The organism is Kitasatospora sp. NEAU-CNBT7 (assembly GCF_057220535.1).
The window spans coordinates 136,637-154,038 of sequence record NZ_JBXQQB010000005.1 but is presented as its reverse complement, the minus strand read 5'-3'; the positions used below and the strand labels follow the sequence as shown (position 1 = coordinate 154,038).

Annotated in this window: 15 protein-coding genes; 7 read left to right on the top strand and 8 right to left on the bottom strand. The window is 75.3% G+C overall.

Translation table 11 applies throughout. The features are described 5' to 3' along the window. Positions 1 to 127: 127 nt before the first annotated feature. On the bottom strand, positions 128 to 1,630 hold the full coding sequence (locus AC2TEW_RS09010) for a cation:dicarboxylate symporter family transporter (protein ID WP_484622816.1): 1,503 nt from the start codon (positions 1,628 to 1,630) through the stop codon (positions 128 to 130). Positions 1,631 to 1,791: 161 nt separating this feature from the next. Here AC2TEW_RS09010 and AC2TEW_RS09005 point away from each other — a divergent pair, with 161 nt between their 5' ends. The 6 genes from AC2TEW_RS09005 to AC2TEW_RS08980 all read left to right on the top strand — a co-directional run bounded on the left by AC2TEW_RS09005 (position 1,792) and on the right by AC2TEW_RS08980 (position 8,165). Then, positions 1,792 to 3,408 (top strand): sensor histidine kinase, encoded by a 1,617-nt coding sequence (locus AC2TEW_RS09005; protein ID WP_484622815.1) that lies wholly within the window; start codon positions 1,792 to 1,794, stop codon positions 3,406 to 3,408. Continuing rightward, positions 3,405 to 4,136 carry a response regulator gene (locus AC2TEW_RS09000; RefSeq protein WP_484622814.1) on the top strand — a complete coding sequence of 244 codons (732 nt, stop codon included), beginning with the start codon at positions 3,405 to 3,407 and terminating at the stop codon, positions 4,134 to 4,136. Before AC2TEW_RS09005 ends, AC2TEW_RS09000 begins: the two co-directional genes overlap by 4 nt. A gap of 83 nt (positions 4,137 to 4,219) precedes the next feature. Then, the gene (locus AC2TEW_RS08995; protein ID WP_484622813.1) at positions 4,220 to 5,959 is read left to right on the top strand and encodes an MFS transporter; all 1,740 of its coding nucleotides are present in this window, start codon (positions 4,220 to 4,222) and stop codon (positions 5,957 to 5,959) included. 16 nt (positions 5,960 to 5,975) lie between these two features. Next, positions 5,976 to 6,515, top strand: coding sequence for a MarR family winged helix-turn-helix transcriptional regulator (locus AC2TEW_RS08990; RefSeq protein ID WP_484622812.1), 540 nt, complete (start codon positions 5,976 to 5,978; stop codon positions 6,513 to 6,515). Positions 6,516 to 6,659: 144 nt separating this feature from the next. After that, positions 6,660 to 6,863: a ferredoxin gene (locus tag AC2TEW_RS08985; protein ID WP_484622811.1), complete on the top strand. Its 204-nt coding sequence runs from the start codon at positions 6,660 to 6,662 to the stop codon at positions 6,861 to 6,863. 63 nt (positions 6,864 to 6,926) lie between these two features. Then, positions 6,927 to 8,165 carry a cytochrome P450 gene (locus tag AC2TEW_RS08980; protein WP_484622810.1) on the top strand — a complete coding sequence of 413 codons (1,239 nt, stop codon included), beginning with the start codon at positions 6,927 to 6,929 and terminating at the stop codon, positions 8,163 to 8,165. Positions 8,166 to 8,208: 43 nt separating this feature from the next. Here the strand turns inward: AC2TEW_RS08980 and AC2TEW_RS08975 are convergent, their stop codons facing one another. Genes AC2TEW_RS08975 through AC2TEW_RS08965 form a run of 3 tightly spaced genes read right to left on the bottom strand, consistent with a single transcriptional unit; the run spans position 8,209 to position 10,844 of the window. Beyond that, on the bottom strand, positions 8,209 to 9,240 hold the full coding sequence (locus AC2TEW_RS08975) for an NAD(P)/FAD-dependent oxidoreductase (RefSeq protein WP_484622809.1): 1,032 nt from the start codon (positions 9,238 to 9,240) through the stop codon (positions 8,209 to 8,211). Beyond that, on the bottom strand, positions 9,237 to 9,761 hold the full coding sequence (locus AC2TEW_RS08970; RefSeq protein WP_484623010.1) for an isoprenylcysteine carboxyl methyltransferase family protein: 525 nt from the start codon (positions 9,759 to 9,761) through the stop codon (positions 9,237 to 9,239). Before AC2TEW_RS08970 ends, AC2TEW_RS08975 begins: the two co-directional genes overlap by 4 nt. Positions 9,762 to 9,776: 15 nt before the next feature. Further along, on the bottom strand, positions 9,777 to 10,844 hold the full coding sequence (locus AC2TEW_RS08965) for a type III polyketide synthase (RefSeq protein WP_484622808.1): 1,068 nt from the start codon (positions 10,842 to 10,844) through the stop codon (positions 9,777 to 9,779). Positions 10,845 to 11,087: 243 nt separating this feature from the next. Between AC2TEW_RS08965 and AC2TEW_RS08960 the strand changes: the two genes are divergently transcribed. After that, positions 11,088 to 11,939 (top strand): UbiA family prenyltransferase, encoded by an 852-nt coding sequence (locus AC2TEW_RS08960; RefSeq protein ID WP_484622807.1) that lies wholly within the window; start codon positions 11,088 to 11,090, stop codon positions 11,937 to 11,939. A 28-nt stretch (positions 11,940 to 11,967) separates the two neighbouring features. On the opposite strand, the gene AC2TEW_RS08955 is transcribed toward AC2TEW_RS08960, so the two are convergent. From AC2TEW_RS08955 to AC2TEW_RS08940, 4 genes are all read right to left on the bottom strand, one after another. Beyond that, positions 11,968 to 12,606 carry a fasciclin domain-containing protein gene (locus tag AC2TEW_RS08955; RefSeq protein WP_484622806.1) on the bottom strand — a complete coding sequence of 213 codons (639 nt, stop codon included), beginning with the start codon at positions 12,604 to 12,606 and terminating at the stop codon, positions 11,968 to 11,970. Positions 12,607 to 12,713: 107 nt separating this feature from the next. Then, the gene (locus AC2TEW_RS08950) at positions 12,714 to 14,312 is read right to left on the bottom strand and encodes a molybdopterin-dependent oxidoreductase (protein WP_484622805.1); all 1,599 of its coding nucleotides are present in this window, start codon (positions 14,310 to 14,312) and stop codon (positions 12,714 to 12,716) included. 120 nt (positions 14,313 to 14,432) lie between these two features. After that, a complete protein-coding gene (locus AC2TEW_RS08945) occupies positions 14,433 to 15,950 on the bottom strand; it encodes an SDR family oxidoreductase (protein ID WP_484622804.1) in 1,518 nt (505 codons plus the stop codon). 64 nt (positions 15,951 to 16,014) lie between these two features. After that, the gene (locus AC2TEW_RS08940) at positions 16,015 to 17,103 is read right to left on the bottom strand and encodes a spore photoproduct lyase family protein (protein ID WP_484622803.1); all 1,089 of its coding nucleotides are present in this window, start codon (positions 17,101 to 17,103) and stop codon (positions 16,015 to 16,017) included. Positions 17,104 to 17,402: the final 299 nt, after the last annotated feature.

The window sequence follows — 17,402 nt, the reverse complement described above, 5'->3', positions numbered from 1 at the left end:
CCGTCCGGAGGCCCGGAACGGCGCCGTGCCCTGCCGCCCGCACGGGGTCGACAGGGCACGGACGGACGGAGCCGGGCGCGGGCACGGGCGCGTACGGCCGCAGGCGGGGCGGGGCTCGGGGTCGGGGTCAGGCGCCGGTCTTCTCCAGGCCGGGGCGGTCCGGCTGCGCCGGTACCTCCGCCGGCACCTCCGCCGCCTCGCCGGCGCCGCGGCCGCCATCACCGCTGCCGCCGTCGTGGCCGGTGTCGACGAGCGTGGTCTCGTCGAACGGCAGGCGTCCGGCGAGTACCTCGCGGAGCCGGTCGTGGTCGAGTTCCTTGGTCCAGTGGCCGATCAGGACGGTGGCGACGGCGTTGCCCGCGAAGTTGGTGAGTGCGCGGGCCTCCGACATGAAGCGGTCGATGCCGACGATCAGCCCGACGCCGTCCACCAGTTCGGGCCGGTGGGACTGCAGTCCGCCGGCCAGGGTGGCGAGGCCCGCGCCGGTGACACCGGCCGCGCCCTTGCTGGCGATCACCATGAAGAGCAGCAGTGAGAGCTGCTGGCCGAGCGGCATCGGCTTGTCGAGCGCCTCGGAGATGAAGATCGACGCCATCGTGAGGTAGATCGCGGTGCCGTCCAGGTTGAAGCTGTAGCCGGTCGGGACGGTGATGCCGACCACCGGCCGGCTCACGCCGATGTGCTCCATCTTGGCGATCAGGCGCGGCAGTGCGCTCTCCGAGGAGGAGGTGGAGAGGATCAGCAGGAACTCGCGGCCGAGGTAGCGCAGCAGGGCGAACACGTTGACGCGCGCGACCAGTCGCAGCAGCAGCCCGAGCACCACCACCACGAAGATCACGCAGGTGGTGTAGAACCCGATCATGATCATCGCGAGGCTCTTCAGGGCCGCCGTCCCGGTGGCGCCGACCACCGCGGCCATCGCGCCGAAGGCGCCGACCGGGGCCAGCCACATGATCATCGACATGATCCGGAACACCAGCCGCTGAAGGTGCTCGACCCCGCGCAGCACCGGTGCGCCCGCCGGGCCCATGGCCTGCAGGGCGAACCCGGCCAGCAGGGCGACCAGCAGGGTCTGCAGCACCTTGCCCTCGGTGAGCGCCGAGAAGACCGTGGTCGGGATGATCCCGAGCAGGAAGTCCGCCGTGCCGGTCGCGGCGCCGGTGGCGGCCTGGGCGTGGCCGGACTTGGCGAGGGCGGCGGTCAGGTGCAGGCCGGATCCGGGGTCGATCAGGTTGCCCACGAGCAGCCCGATGCCGAGCGCCGCGGTCGACATCAGCAGGAAGTAGCCGAGCGCCAGGCCGCCGACCCGGCCGACCTTGGCGGCCTTGGTCACCGAGCCGACGCCGAGCACGATGGTGCAGAAGATCACCGGGCTGATCATCATCTTGATCAGGTTGACGAAGCCGGTGCCGACCGGCTTGAGCTCGACCGCCGCGTCGGGTGCGGCCAGCCCGAGCACCACGCCGCCGACCACGGCGGCGATCACCGCGAGGTAGAGGTAGTGGGTGCGGTCGGCTCCCCGTGTCCGGTCGGCTCTCCCGGCCCGGCCGGCTCCTCTGGTCCGGTCGCTCCGGTCGCTCCGGTCGCTCCGGTCGCTCCGGTCGCTCCGGTCGGTTCCTGAGGTCGTCATCCTGCGGCTCCTTCGCCCTGCGGGTCCTGCGGTTCCTGGCGGCCCGGGTGGAGGGCCGATCCGACTATGGGTGCCGGAGTGACGGCCGTCACGTTTGCGTTCATAGAGTTCACACCGCCGCACCCCTTGCCCGCGGCGGGCGGCAGGGCAGACTGTCCGGCATGACCCCGCACCCCGCCCGCCCGCCGCGCCGCCGTACGCGCAGCCTGGCCGGGAGGCTGTTCCTGGTGCAGGTGGTGATCGTGGCGGGGGTGGTGGCCGGGGGCGCGGTGCTGGCCTACCTGTTCACGGCGGACCGGGCCGAACAGGCCGCGCTCGGCCGGGTCCGGGCCGTGGCCGTCAGCGTCGCGGACGCCCCGACGGTCCGTGAGGCCGCCGCCGCCCCCGACCCCTCGGCCGTCCTCCAGCCGTACGCGGAGCAGGTCCGCCGGGAGACCGGGGTGGACTTCGTGACCGTGATGGACCCCGGCGGCATCCGCTGGGCGCACCGCGACCCGGCGCAGATCGGCCGCCCGTTCCTCGGGCACATCGACCGGGCGCTGGCGGGGGAGGTGTTCCCGGAGACGTACACCGGCACGCTCGGCCCGTCGGTGCGGGTGGTGGCACCCGTCCTCGACGATCAGCGTCACGTGGTGGCCCTGGTCAGTGCGGGCATCACGGTCGACGCGATCAGCGACCAGCTGCGCGGGCCGGTCCTTGCGCTGGCCGGCGTCGCCCTGGCCGCGCTCGCGCTCGGCGCCGCCGGCACCGCGCTGGTCACCGTCCGGCTGCGCCGCCACACCCACGGGATGGGCGCGGCCGAACTCAGCCACCTGTACGACTACCACCAGGCCACCCTGCACTCGGTCCGCGAGGGGCTGGTCCTGCTGGACACCGCGCACCGGGTGCTGCTCTGCAACGACGCCGCCCGCGAACTGCTCGGCCTCACCGACGGGGCGGCCGGGTCCGCGGTGGACACCCTCGGCCTGCCCGACTCGCTCACCCGCGCCCTGCTGGCCCCGGCCCCCGTCCGCGACGAGGTGCACCTCACCGCCGAACGGGTGGTGCTGCTCAACACCTCGGCCGTCGGCCCGGGCCTGGGTACCGTGGTGACCCTCCGGGACCACACCGAACTCCAGGGCCTGACCGGGGAACTGGACTCGGTCCGGGGCTTCGCGGAGGCGCTCGGCGCGCAGGCGCACGAGGCGGCCAACCGGCTGCACGCCGTGGTCTCGCTGATCGAACTCGGCCGCCACCGCGAGGCGGTGGAGTTCGCCACCGCCGAACTCGCCCTCGCCCAGCGGCTCACCGACCGCGTGGTGGCCGCCCTCGGCGAGCCCGTGCTGGCCGCCCTGCTGCTCGGCAAGGCCGCCCAGGCCGCCGAACGCGGCGTGGAACTCACCCTCACCGAGGACAGCCGGATCGACGACGGCGTGCTGCCCGCCGCCCTCGCCCCGCGCGACCTGGTCACCCTGCTCGGCAACCTGATCGACAACGCGGTGGACGCCGCGATCGAGAACGCCGCCCGCCGGGCCGGCCCGCCCGAGGTCACCGTCACCGCCCTCGCCCACGACGGTGAACTGCTGCTGCGGGTCGCCGACACCGGCGCGGGCATCGACCCGGACGCCGCCGAGGAGGTGTTCCGCCGGGGCTGGACCACCAAGCAGCACGGCCGGGGCCTCGGCCTGGCGCTGGTCGCGCAGACCGCCCGCCGCAACGGCGGCACCGTCGAACTCGGCCGCGAACGCGGCGCGGTGCTCACCGTACGGCTCCCGCTGAGCCGGGAACCGGTCGGATGATCTCCGTCCTGGTGGTCGAGGACGACCCGGTCGCCGCCGCCGCGCACACCCTCTACGTCGGCCGCACCCCGGGCTTCCGGGTCGCGGACACCGTGCACAGCTGCGCGGACGCGCTGCGCCGGCTCGACCGGGCGCGGGCCGGGGGTGCGCCGGTCGACCTGATGCTGCTGGACCTCTACCTGCCGGACGGCCACGGCCTGCGGCTGTGCCGGACGATGCGGGCGGCCGGCCACCCCACCGACGTCATCGCGGTCACCTCGGCGCGCGACCTGACGATGGTCCGGCAGGCGGTGTCGGCGGGCGTGGTCCAGTACCTGCTCAAGCCGTTCGGTGCGGCCGCGCTCACCGACCGGCTCGAGAGCTACGCGCGCTACCGCGACAGCCTCGGCCGGGCCGGCGAGGCGACCGGCCAGGACGAGGTCGACCAGGCCTTCGCCCTGCTGCGCACGCCCGAGCGGGCCGCGCTCCCCAAGGGGCTCAGCGCGCCCACCCTGGAGGCCGTCGCCGGGGTGCTGCGGGAGTCCGCCACCGGCCTGTCGGCGGCGGCTGCGGGAGCCGCCGCCGGGGTGTCGCGGATCACCGCGCGGCGCTACCTGGAACACCTGGTGGAGACCGGGTTCGCGGTCCGGGAGCCGCAGTACGGGCAGGTCGGCCGGCCGGAGCTGTGCTACCGGCAGCGCGGGGAGCGGCCCGGCGGTGCGCCCCCGCACCCGTTGGCCGGACCGTGACCGGACGGGCCTTGCCGGGGGCACGGGTCGGCGGGAAGATAGTTAGCTAGCGGAAGCTAACTATTGGGGACGGGGAGAGTCGGATGCGTACCGTGCCGGACGGCGACACGCGCTACAGGTGGATCGCACTGTCCAACACCACGCTGGGCACGCTGGTGGCGACGATCAACAGCTCGATCGTGCTGATCTCGCTCCCGGCGATCTTCAACGGCATCGGCCTCGACCCGCTGGAGCCCGGCAACGTCAGCTACCTGCTCTGGATGCTGATGGGCTACATGCTGGTCACCGCCGTCCTGGTGGTCACCCTCGGCCGGCTCGGCGACATCTACGGCCGGGTCCGGATCTACAACGCCGGTTTCCTGATCTTCACCCTGACCTCGGTCGCCCTGTCGCTCGACCCGGTGTCCGGCGGCGGGGGAGCGCTCTGGCTGATCGGCTGGCGGGTGGCCCAGGCGGTCGGCGGCTCGATGCTGATGGCCAACAGCGCGGCGATCATCACCGACGCCTTCCCCGCCCAGCGGCGCGGCACCGCACTCGGCGTCAACATCGTGGCCGCCATCGCCGGTTCGTTCATCGGCCTGGTACTCGGCGGCGTACTGGCCGAGTGGAACTGGCGGTCCATCTTCTGGGTCAACGTGCCGATCGGCCTGCTCGGTACCCTGTGGGCGTACCGCTCGCTGCGCGACACCGGCGTGCGGCGCCCGGCCCGGATCGACTGGTGGGGGAACCTGACCTTCGCCGTCGGCCTGACCGCCCTGCTCGCCGGGATCACCTACGGCATCCAGCCGTACGGCGGCCACACCATGGGCTGGAGCAACCCGTGGGTGCTGGCCGGACTGATCGGCGGCACGGCCGTGCTGGCGCTGTTCTGCCTGATCGAGCGCCGGGTGGCCGACCCGATGTTCCCGCTGAGGCTGTTCCGGGACGCCGCGTTCAGCAGCGGCAACGCGGCCACCCTGCTGGGCTCGATCGCCCGCGGCGGACTCCAGTTCATGCTGATCATCTGGCTGCAGGGCATCTGGCTGCCGCTGCACGGCTACCAGTACGAGTCCACGCCGCTGTGGGCCGGCATCTACATGGTCCCGCTGACGGTCGGGTTCCTGATCGCCGGCCCGGTCGCCGGGCACCTGTCGGACAAGTACGGCGCCCGGCTGTTCGCGGCGGGCGGCCTGGTGGTGATGGCGCTCTCGTTCGCCGGACTGCTGCTCCTGCCGACCGACTTCGGCTACCCCTGGTTCGCCTTCCTGATCCTGCTGAACGGCCTCGGCGGTGGCCTGTTCGCGGCCCCGAACACCTCGCTGATCATGTCCAGCGTGCCGGCCGACGCCCGCGGCGCCGCCTCCGGCATGCGCGCCACCTTTCAGAACGCCGGCATGGTGCTGTCGATCGGCATCTTCTTCTCGCTGATGGTGGCCGGCCTGGCCGGCTCGCTCCCGGACGGGCTGAACAGCGGACTGACCGCGCAGGGCGTCCCGGCCCCGGCCGCCCACACGATCGCCGGACTCCCGCCGGTGGGCACCCTGTTCGCCGCCTTCCTCGGCTACAACCCGGTCCGCGAACTGCTCGGCCCCGACCTGCTCGGTTCGCTGCCGCCCGGCAACGCGCAGACCCTCACCGGCCGCGAGTTCTTCCCGCAGCTGATCGCCGGTCCGTTCCACGACGGGCTGGTGGTGGTCTTCTGGTTCGCCATCGGACTGTCGCTGCTCGGCGCGCTCGCCTCGCTGGTCAAGGACCGCCCGGCGGGCCGGGCCGGGGCGGCGGGTACCGTGAAGGCGGCGGACGGCCCGGCCCAGGCGGCGGCGGGCACCACCCGGCGAGACTGAGGAGCACCCGCGGCCCATGGCGACCGACCCGAACCGGCCCGCGGCCGAGCCGAACCTTCCCCCGGCCGACCCGGCGCTCGACCCGGACCTGTCCGCGGCCGACCTGTCCGCGGCCGACCTGGCCCGGCTGCGCCTCGCGGTCTCCCGCCTGCACCGGCAGATGGTGCAGGCGTCGAGCCGGCTCGACCTCACCTTCGCCCAGCTCTCCGCGCTCGCCCGGATCGAGGCGCACGCCCCGATCCGCCTGGTCGACCTGGCCGGTCGGGAGCGGGTCGCGGCCCCGTCCATGATCCGCACGCTGGCGCCGCTGCACGCCGACGGCCTGATCGCCAAGGAGCCGGACCCGCAGGACCGCCGCTCCGCGCTGATCACCCTCACCGCGCACGGCCGGGAGACCATCGACCGGATCCGGGAGGAGCGGGCCCAGCTGCTCGCCGAACGGGTCCGGGCGCTCGGCCCCGACCGGCGGGAGGCCCTGCTGGCCGCGCTGCCGGTCCTGGAACTGCTGGCCGAGGAACCGGTCGACCCCACGGGGCCCGGGCAGAGCCGGAACTGACGGCCCGTTCACCCCTTCGGGGGAGGGCTTTTCGGCCAACTCGCGATGGTCCGCGAACGGACCTTCGTGTGCGGACCGGATCTGGGCTACGGTGAAATGGTTGCCTTGCGAAACCGATTCACCCCACCGGACCGAGGTGCCGCCATGCAGGTGATCATCGATCAGGACCGCTGCTGCGGATCCGGCCAGTGCGTACTGACCGCCCCCGCCGTCTTCGACCAGGGCGAGGACGACGGGCTCGTCCGGCTGCTCGCGGAACGCCCGGCGGCCACCCTCACCGCCGACGTCCGGCTCGCGGCCGCGCTCTGCCCCGGCAACGCCATCACCGTGCACGGCGACGCCGGCTGACCCGGGCCCGACCCCGATCCCCGGACCGGCCGGACTCCACCCTGTTGGAAGGAGCACAGCCGCATGACCACCGACGCACCCTCCATCACCGCGAACACCGCCGCCGCCTCCGGCGCTGCCGACGCCCTCGCCGTGCCGGCCGCCCAGGCGCGCTGCCCGTTCGACCCGCCGCCCGCCTACCAGGAGGCCCACCGGGTCTCCCCGGCCACCCGGGTCACGCTCTGGGACGGCACCCCCTGCTGGCTGCTGACGGGCTACCAGGAGTCCCGGGCGGTCCTCGCCGACCGGCGCTTCAGCGCCGACGCCCGCAAGCCCGGCTTCCCCTTCCTCTTCCCCGGCCGGCGCGACCTGGTGGTCCGCAGCACCCCCACCTTCCTGCGCCTGGACGACCCCGAGCACGCCCGCCAGCGCCGCATGCTCACCGGGGACTTCATCATCAAGCGGGTGGAGGCGCTGCGCCCGCAGATCCAGCAGATCGTCGACGAGGCGCTCGACCGTATGATCGCCCGCGGCGGTCCGGCCGACCTGGTGGCGGAGTTCGCCCTGCCGGTGCCCTCGCTGGTCATCTGCCTGCTGCTCGGCGTCCCGTACGCCGACCACGAGTTCTTCCAGGCCAACAGCCGGGTCCTGCTGGACACCGGGGCGGACACCGAGCAGGTCGCGGCGGCGCAGGACGCGCTGACCTCGTACCTGGCCGACCTCGCCGACCGCAAGCGGCGCGAGCCCGACGACGGCGTGCTCAGCAGGCTGGTCGCCCGCGACGAGCTGACCCACGCCGAGGCCGCCGCCATGGGGCTGCTGCTGCTCGTCGCCGGACACGAGACCACCGCCAACATGACCGCGCTCGGCACCCTGGCGCTGCTGCAGAACCCGGAGCAGCTGGAACTGCTGCGGACCCGGCCGGAGTTGATGAAGGGCGCGGTCGAGGAGCTGCTGCGCTACCTGACCATCGTGCACCTGGGCATCCCCAGGGTCGCGGTGGAGGACGTCGACCTGGACGGCACCCTGATCCGCGCGGGCGAAGGCGTGCTGGCCATGCCGTCCACCGCCAACCGGGACCCGGAGCTGTTCGACGCCGGTGACGAGCTGGACGTCACCCGGGATGCCCGGCGCCACCTCGCGTTCGGGTTCGGGATCCACCAGTGCCTCGGGCAGCCGCTGGCCCGCGCCGAACTCCAGATCGCGCTCGAGACGCTGCTGCGGCGGCTGCCCGGCCTGCGGCTGGCGGTGCCGTTCGAGGAGGTCGAGACCCGGGCCGACTCGGTGGTCCGCGGCCTGCGGACCCTGCCCGTGACCTGGTGACCTGCCGCCCGGCTCGGGCCCGGCCCGGGCCGGCCGGCGGAGGTCAGGCCAGCAGGTTGACCCCGGCCCGGAACAGGCCGGGCAGGCGGACCGCGGACGGGACGATCCGCGGCGCGAGCAAAGGCTGCTGACGGGCCCACAGGAGTGACCCGGTCAGCAGCCGGTAGCTGCGCGAGGCGCGCCGCCAGGCCCGTTCGTAGTCGGCCGGGCGGCCCGCGGCCACGCACCGCACCAGCGCCTGCGCGGATGCCAGCGCGACCGAGACCCCCTCGCCGGTGAGCGCGTCCAGGTACCCGGCCGCGTCGCCGACCAGCAGCACCCGCCCGTGCACCCGGGCCCGGACCCGCTGGCGCAGCGGACCGGCGCCGCGCACCGGCGTGCACGCGGCGGCGTCCGCCAGCCGGCCCGCCAGCACCGGGAAGCGCGCCAGCTGCTCCTGGTACGGCGCCCGGTCGGCGGTGAGCAGCGCGACGCCGACCAGGTCCGGCCCGAGCGGCGTCACGTACGCCTCGGCCTGCGGCGACCAGTGCACCTCGACCAGGTCGCTCCACGGCGCGAGGCGGTAGTGGCGGCGCAGCCCGTACCGGGCCGGCGGTGCGGACGGGCCGGGCGGGTGGTGCAGGCCGAGCGCGCGGCGGACCGGCGAGTGCAGGCCGTCGGCGGCGACCAGGTGGCGGCAGGTCAGCCCGGCCGCCGTGACGGTGAACCGGCCCTGCCGGAACTCCTTCACCTGGACCGGCAGTACGGGTACCGCCAGCTCGGCGGCCCGTTCGGCGAGCGCGGTGTGCAGCACGGTCCGGCGCACCCCGAGACCCGGGCCGCCGCGGAACCCGGCGGTGGCGCCGCGCCCGGTGGCGGCGTCCAGGTAGCGGATGCCGTGCAGCGGGTGTCCGGACACCCGGACCCCGAGCTCGTCCAGGGCGCGGACGGCGGACGGCATCAGCCCCTCCCCGCAGGCCTTGTCGACGGGTGCGGGCCGCGGTTCGGCGACCACCGCCCGCAGGCCCGCCCCGGCGGCCCGGATCGCGGTGGCCAGGCCGGCCGGGCCGCCGCCCACCACCAGCAGGTCGATCACGTGGCCACCGCCGGGCGGGCCGCGGTCAGCGCCTGCTCCTCGCAGCGGATCCGGACCCGCAGCAGCGCCAGGTTCAGCACGGTGAAGCCGGTCGCGGTCAGCCAGGCGCTGTGCACCAGCGGCAGGGCCAGGCCCTCCGCCACCACCGCCAGGTAGTTGGGGTGGCGCAGCCACCGGTACGGGCCGGCGGCCACCAGCGGCAGCCCCGGCACCACGATGACCCGGGTGTTCCAGCGCGGCCCGAGGGTGGCGATGCACCACCAGCGCAGCCCCTGCGCGGCGAGCACCACCGCGAGCATCGGCCACCCCAGCGGGGGCAGGAACGGCCGGTCGGCGAGGGCGGGTTCGAGCAGGCAGCCGAGCAGCAGCGAGGTGTGCAGCAGCACCATCGGCGGGTAGTGGCCGCGGCCGTGCTCGGTGCCGCCGATGGCGATGCTCCACAGCGCGTTGCGGCGGGCGACGACCAGTTCGGCGAGCCGCTCGACGGCGACCAGCAGGATCAGGACGGTGTACGCGGACATGCTCATCGGCGGGCCCTACCAGCGCAGGAGGACGAGTTCGGAGGCGAAGCCGGGGCCGAGCGCCAGCATCAGCCCGTAGGTGCCCGGCCGCGGGGGGCGCAGGGCGAGGGTGTCGCGCAGGATGTGCAGGACCGAGGCGGAGGAGAGGTTGCCGACGGCGGCGAGCGAGCGGCGGCTCAACTCCATTGCGGTGTCCGGCAGTGCGAGGGCTCCGGCGAGCGCGTCCAGCACCTTGGGTCCGCCCGGGTGGCAGATCCAGGCTCCGATGTCACCGGGCTTGAGGTCGTGTGCGGCCAGGAACCCTTCGACCTCCTCGGCGACGTGCAGCCGCACCAGGGCCGGGAGTTCGGCGCCGAGCACGATCCGGAAGCCGCTGTCGACGATGTCCCAGCCGAGCTGCTGCTCGGTACCCGGGTAGAGCCGGCTGCGGGCGGCGACGACGGCCGGGCCCGGGGCGGTGCCGTGAGCGGGATGCTCGGGGCCGACGGCCAGCAGCGCCCCGGCGCCGTCGCCGAACAGCGCACCGGCCACCAGGTTCGCCGGCGAACCGTCCGAGCGTTGCAGGGTCAGCGAGCACAGCTCGGTGGAGAGCAGCAGCGCCACGCCGTCCGGGCGCCCGGCCAGGAAGTCGTGCAGCCGGGCCACCCCGGCCGCGCCGGCCGCGCACCCGAGGCCGAACACCGGGAGCCGCCGGACGTCCGGGCGCAGGCCCAACCGCCCGGCCAGCCTGGCCTCCAGGGAGGGGGCGGCGATCCCGGTCACGGAGGTGGAGATCACCAGGTCGACCGCGTCGGCCGACAGTCCGGCTTCCGCCAGTGCGGCGGTCACCGCCTGCTCGCCGAGGTCCAGCGCGGCGGCCAGGTACGCGTCGTTGGCCTGGCCGAAACCGCTCAGGGCGGCGTAGTCGGTGAGCGGGAGCGCCAGATGACGGGTCTCCACCCCGGCCGAGGCGTGCACCCGCTCGAGCACCGCCCGGCTCCCGTCGGCCGGTAACCGGAGCGCCGCCGCGAACGCCTCCGCCAGCTCCTGCTGCCGGTAGCGGTGCGTCGGCACCACGCCCGTCACTGCCACGATTCGGGTCATTGCGCCAGCATAGGGAAGTCACCGACATACCCTCATCAATCGGCTCAACCGGGCGAGTCCCGGGGTACGGAACGCAGGTATGGGACCCGGACGGCGGCGCAGGGCGCGGGAGGCGGGGTGGCCGGCTGCTCTGCGGGCCTCGGGTGGGTGCGGCGGCCGGACGGCGGTGCGGGGCGGCGCGCCGGGGGCGGGGGCCGGGGGACGGTCCGACGGGTGGGGCCGGGGGCGGCCTAGCATCGGGGCATGCCGAACGCCAACGCGGTACCCGCCGCGGGCCGGGCCGTGCGCCCGCTGCCGCTGCTGCGGGCCTGCCATCCGGCCCCGGCGGCCGCCGTCACGCTGTTCGCCGCGGCGTTCGCCGCCGGGTGCGGGCGCGGTCCGGCCGGCTGTGCGCTGACCGGTGCGGCGGTGGCGGCCGGCCAGCTCTCGGTGGGGTGGAGCAACGATCTGATCGACCACCGGCGTGACCTGGCCGCGCGGCGCCGGGACAAGCCGCTGGCGGCGGGGGAGTTGGACCCGGCGGTGCTGCGTGCGGCGGCCGGTGCGGCGCTGCTGGTCTGCGGACCGCTGTCGCTGGCGGCCGGTGCGGCGGCCGGGGCCGCGCACCTGGCCGGGGTGGCCGCCGGGTGGGCCTACAACCTGGGGCTGAAGCGGACCGTGCTGTCCTGGGCGCCGTACGCGCTGGCCTTCGGCCTGCTGCCGGCCTTCGTCACGCTCGGCCTGCCCGGCGGGCCGTGGCCGCCGCCGTGGCTGACGGCGGCGGCCGTCCTGCTCGGTACCGGCGCGCACTTCGCCAATGTGCTGCCGGATCTGGCCGACGACCTGGCCGCGGGGGTGCGCGGCCTGCCCCAGCGGCTGGGCCGGGCCGGTGCCGGGGCGGTGGCCGCACTGCTGCTCGGCTGCGCCTCCGCGGTGCTGGTGGCCGGGCCGCCCGGTCCGGTCGGGGGCGCCGGGCGGGCGGTGCTGGCGGCGACGGCGCTGCTGGTGCTCCCGGCGGTGCTGCTGCCGCGCACCCGGTGGCCGTTCCTGGCCGCGCTGGCGGTGGCCGGGATCGATGTGGCGCTGCTGCTGGCCCGCGGCCCGGCTCTGGGCTGAGCCGGCCGGGCCGCGGGCGGCGGGTGGGTCAGGAGGCGGGCATCAGGACGGTGTCGACGATGTACACGGTGGCGTTGGCGGTCTGCACGTTGCCGCACAGCACCTTGGAGTTGGCGTTGACCGTGTAGGCCGCGCCGGAACCGGCCGCCGTCAGGTCGCCGCCCTCCAGGGTCTTGTGGGTGCCGGCCAGTGCGGCGGGCGCGAGGCGGTCGGGCACCACGTGGTAGGTGAGGACCTTGGTGAGCTTGTCCTTGTCGGCCAGCAGCGCCTTCAGCTGGTCGGCGGGGATCTTGGCGAAGGCGTCGTTGGTCGGCGCGAACACGGTGACGTTCTGGGCCGAGTTGAGGGTGTCGCCGAGCCCGGCCGCGGTGACGGCGCTGACCAGGGTGGACAGCAGCGGGTTGTGCGAGGCGGCGGTGGCGACCGGGTCCTGGGCCATCCCGGCGAAGCTGCCCGAGCCGTCCTTCGGTACGGCCGCGCAGGCGGCGCCGAACGGGGCGTCCATCGCGGCGGCGGGGGAGGCGGCGGTGGCCGGTGCGGACGGGGCGGCGGGGGCCGCGGCGCTGTTGGAGGTGGTGCCGCCGCTGCTGCTGCAGGCGGTCAGGCCGAAGGCGAGGGCGCCGGCGGCGAAGAGGGCGGCGAGGGACCGGGTACGGGTCACGGACATGGGGACTGCTCCTCGGGATCGTGGTGCTGGGAAGGGGTGTTGACGGGGGTTCTGCGGGTGGTCCGGGCATGGCGGTGCCGTCGCGCGGACCGGGATCGGGGGAGGTGTCAGGTGACGGTGACCACCGTCGAGTGCCAGCCGGTGGCGCCGGCCGGGAAGGGCGCCGCTCTCGCCTCGGGCTGGACGGCCCCGGTGGCGTCGGTGGCGCGGACCTGGATCCGGTGGGTGCCGGGCCGGGCACCGCTCCAGCGGTGGCTCCACTGGCGCCACAGGTCGAGGCCGGCGTCGGCGGCGAGTTCGGCCTCGGTCCACGGGCCGTCGTCGACCTTGACCTCGACGGCGGCGATCCCGCGGTGGGTGGCCCAGGCCGTACCGGCCACCACCACGTCCCCGGCCGGGACCTTGGCGAACGCCGACGGCACCTCGATCCGGGAGGCGGTGCGGACCTCGCCGGTGCGGTCCCAGCCGCGCCGGACCCAGTACGGGTCGTGGCCGGCGAAGGTGGCCACCTCCAGGTCGACCAGCCACTTGGTGGCGGAGGTGTACCCGTACAGGCCCGGTACCACCGTCCGGCACGGGAAGCCGTGGGCCACCGGCAGCACCTCGCCGTTCATGGCGAGCGCGAGCAGCGCCCGGCGGCCGTCGAGCAGCAGGTCCAGCGGGGTGCCGATGGTCATGCCGTCCTTTGACCGGCCGATCAGCTGCTGCGCGCCCGGGCGGACCCCGGCCCGGCGCAGCAGGTCGGGCAGCGGGACGCCGAGCCAGCGGGCGGTCGACACGTACGGGCCGCCGACCTCGTTGGAGACGCAGGACAGGGTGTGGTCGAGCTCCTCGAGCGGCCGTCCGAGCAGCTGGTCGAAGGAGAGCGTCATCGGGTGGTCGACCAGGCCGTGGATCCGCAGCGACCAGTCCCGCGGGTCGATCCTCGGGAGGGTGAGCGCGGTGTCGACCCGGTAGAAGTCGCGGTTCGGGGTGAAGAAGGCGGACAGGCCGGGCACCGCGGGGTGGGCCGCCGCGGGCGGCGGGGGCAGGGGTGCGGCCGGGGCGGGCAGCCGGACGGCGTCCCGGGCGGCGCTGACGTCGTACCGCCGGTCGGCGACCGCCCGGCCGCCGAAGCCGGTGAGCGCGGCGAACGCGACCGTGCCGCCGCCCGCCAGCAGGACCGCCCGCCGGGTGGGTCCGGCGGCCTCGGCCGGTGCGACGGCCGCCGTCCGCAGCAGCCGGGCCAGCCACACCACCGCGCCGGCGCCGGCCGCGGCCGCCGCCAGCGAGGGCAGCGCGTCGGTGGCGGCGGCGGACGGCCGCGACAGCGCCGCCCAGACGCCGAGCGCGCCGAAGGCGGCGAACACCGCGCCGCCGGCGGCCGGCCGGCGGGCCGCCAGCAGTCCGGCGAGCGCCGCCAGGGCGGCCATCACCAGGTAGATGCCGCCCAGCAGCACCGGCTTGTCGTCGGTCCCGAAGGTCCGGACCGCGTACTCCTTGAGCGGCGTCGGGGTCAGGTCGATGGCGGCGGAGCCGACCGCGAACACCGGCGCGCCGGCCGGGCCGGTCCACGCCGCCACCGCCTCGCCCGCCCCGACCGCCGCCGCGGCGGCCGCCAGCCCGGTCGCCGCGGCCCCGGCGGCCCGCAGCGCCGCGCGCCGGCGGCGGTGCGGGGCGGCGGCGGGCCGCGGGTCGGTGGTCGTCTGCTTGCTCACGTCCTGCATTCGGTGCGGTGACGGGAGCGGATGGGTGCGACTTGTGGGTTCACTCCGCAGGGTGAATTGACCTCAGGGGCAGAAGGGTTGACGGCGCCGACCGTCAACCCGGCTGCGGGTCGCTGGTGTTCACGGCAGGGTGCGGGCCCGTTCGGTGATGTTGCGGGCCATGCCGCCGAACACGAAGGAGTGGAACGGCGCCACCGACCACCAGTACGCGTGCCCGGCCAGCCCGTGCGGATGGAACAGCGCCCGCTGCCGGTAGATGGTGCCGCCGTTGCCGTCGCTGTCGACCCGCAGCTCCAGCCAGGCCAGGCCCGGCAGCCTCATCTCGGCGCGCAGCCGCAGCAGTTCGACCGGTTCGATCTCCTCCACCCGCCAGAAGTCCAGCGAGTCGCCGACCCGCAGCCGGGCCGGGTCCCGCCTCCCGCGGCGCAGGCCGACCCCGCCGACCAGCCGGTCCAGCCAGCCCCGGACCGCCCAGGCCAGCGGGAAGGAGTACCAGCCGTTGTCGCCGCCGATGCCCTCCACCACCTGCCAGACGGCCTGCGGGCTGGCCGCGACCTCGCGCTCCTTGACGTCCTGGTACAGGCTGCCGCCGGCCCAGTGCGGGTCGGTGGGCAGCGGGTCGCTGGGGGCGCCGGCCAGCGAGGCGGAGGACCAGCGGGTGGTGACCTCGGCGTCCTGGATCCGTTTCAGGGCGAGCCGCACCGCGCGGTCGAAGCCGATCAGCCCGCCCGGCGGGTCGGGCACCAGCGCCGCGATGTCGTGCTCCCGGCAGACCACCTCGTGCCGCAGCGACTCCACCAGCGGACGGGCGATCGAGTTCGGGACCGGGGTGACCAGGCCCACCCAGTGGCTGGACAGCCGCGGGGTGAGCACCGGGACCGGCACGATCAGCCGCCGGGGCAGCCCGGCGATCCCGGCGTAGCGCAGCATCATCTCGCGGTAGGTCAGCACGTCGGGGCCGCCGATGTCGAACGAGCGGTTGACCTCCGGCGGCAGGGCGGCGGCGCCGACCAGGTAGCGCAGCACGTCGCGGACGGCGATCGGCTGGATCCTGGTGTCCACCCAGTTCGGCGTCACCATGACGGGCAGCCGCTCGGTCAGGTAGCGCAGCATCTCGAACGAGGCGGAGCCGGAGCCGAGGATCACGGCGGCGCGCAGTTCGGCGGTGGGGACGCCGCTCTCCCGCAGGATCCGGCCGACCTCGGCCCGTGAGCGCAGGTGCGGCGACAGGGCGTGCTCGGGGACGCCGGGCGGGATCAGCCCGCCCAGGTAGACGATGCGCCGCACCCCCGCCCGGGCGGCGGCCGCCCCGAAGGCCCGGGCGGAGGTGCGGTCGCGCCGCTCGAAGGAGCCGCCGGTGCCGAGCGAGTGCACCAGGAAGTACGCCACCTCGACGCCGGCGAACACCCCGGCGAGCGTCTCGGGCCGGGTGACGTCCGCCTTGACCGTCTCCACCTCGGCCCGCCAGGGGTAGTCGCGGATCCGGCCCGGGTCGCGGACCAGGCAGCGGACCCGGTGGCCGGCCGCGAGCAGCTCCGGCACCAGCCGGCCGCCGATGTAACCGGTCGCGCCGGTGACCAGGCAGAGCGTCCGGTCGGCGGACGCGCCCTCGGGCCGGGCGTCGGGGTGGTCGGTCATCTCGTCTCCCGTCTCGTCCTGCGGCGCCGTCCCGCGGCAGGCCGCGGCGCGGGCACCGGAGGGCTCAGAACGCGTACCGCACCCGCAGCCAGGGCGCGTGCCGCTCGATCAGGCCGCGCAGCCGGGCCAGCGCCGCGGCCTTGCGGCCCGCCCGGTAGCGGACGTTGTCGGCGCCGTTCTCGGAGCGCTTGGGCTCCTGGAGGTCCGGGCGCCAGAGCACCTGCTCGGCCGCGGGGTGCCAGCCCAGGTTGACCTGGTGCAGCTGCTCGTTGTGGGTGAGCAGGATGATCTCGGCGGCGGCCTGCGCCTTGACGGCGGGCGGCAGGATGTCGTCCATCCGGCTCAGCAGCTCGGCCCAGTCCCGCTCCCAGCCCTCCCGCAGGACGACCGGGGACAGGTTGAAGTGCACCTCGTACCCAGCCTCTCGGAAGTCCGCGGCCGCGGCCAGCCGGTCGGGCACCGGCGCGGCCCGGACGTCCAGCAGCCGGGCGTCGGCGGGCGGCATCACCGAGAACCGGATCCGGGTGCGGCCGCGCGGGTCGAGCGCCAGCAGGTCGCGGTTGACCCACTTGGTGGCGAACGAGGCCTTGCCGGTGGGCCAGTGCCGGAAGGCGCGGATCAGGTCGGCGGTGTTGTCGCAGACCAGGGCGTCCACCGCGCAGTCGTTGTTCTCGCCGATGTCGTACACCCAGGCGGCCGGGTCGCACTGGTTGGGCTCCGGCTTGCGGCCCTGGCGGGCGAGGTGGCGGCCCAGGTAGCCGATGATCCGGTCGATGTTGGTGAAGACGGTGACCGGGTTGGCGTAGCCCTTGCGGCGCGGGACGTAGCAGTAGGCGCAGGCGAGCGCGCAGCCGTTGGCCGAACTCGGGGCGATCCAGTCGGCGGAGCGGCCGTTGGGCCGGGCGGTGAGCGACTTCTTGACGCCGAGCACCAGCACCTCGCGCTTGATCCGGGCCCAGCACTCCACGTTGCCGGCGTTGCCGTGCAGGTGCGGGATCTGCCAGTGCGAGGCGACCTCGGTGACCCGGGCGGCGGGGAAGCGCGCCAGGACCTGGCGGCCGCGCGGGGAGGCGGCGGCGGCCGGTTCGGCGTAGATCTCCCGGACGTCGAACAGGACGCGCGGGCGGGGGCCGGTGGGCGGGTCGGCCGGCACGGCTGGCCTCCTCGGTGCGGTGGGCGGTGCGGCGGGCGGTGTGCCGGCCGCGGGCGGGTGGCGGACGGGTGGTCCGGTGGTGATTCGGTGCAGGTCGGGAATCGGATCGGTGCGATCCGGCCGAATCCCGGTGGGGCCGGACGGCCCGCGTCCATGATCGGATCACGGGTCCGCCGGTCGGGACCAATCCGCCGCCCCGGCGGCTCCGAACACCCGTTGCCGAGGCACCCCCGGTCCGGGATGCCGCGGCGGTCCGTCCCGCTCCCAGGAGGTCGCCCATGCCAGCCGTCCACCCGACC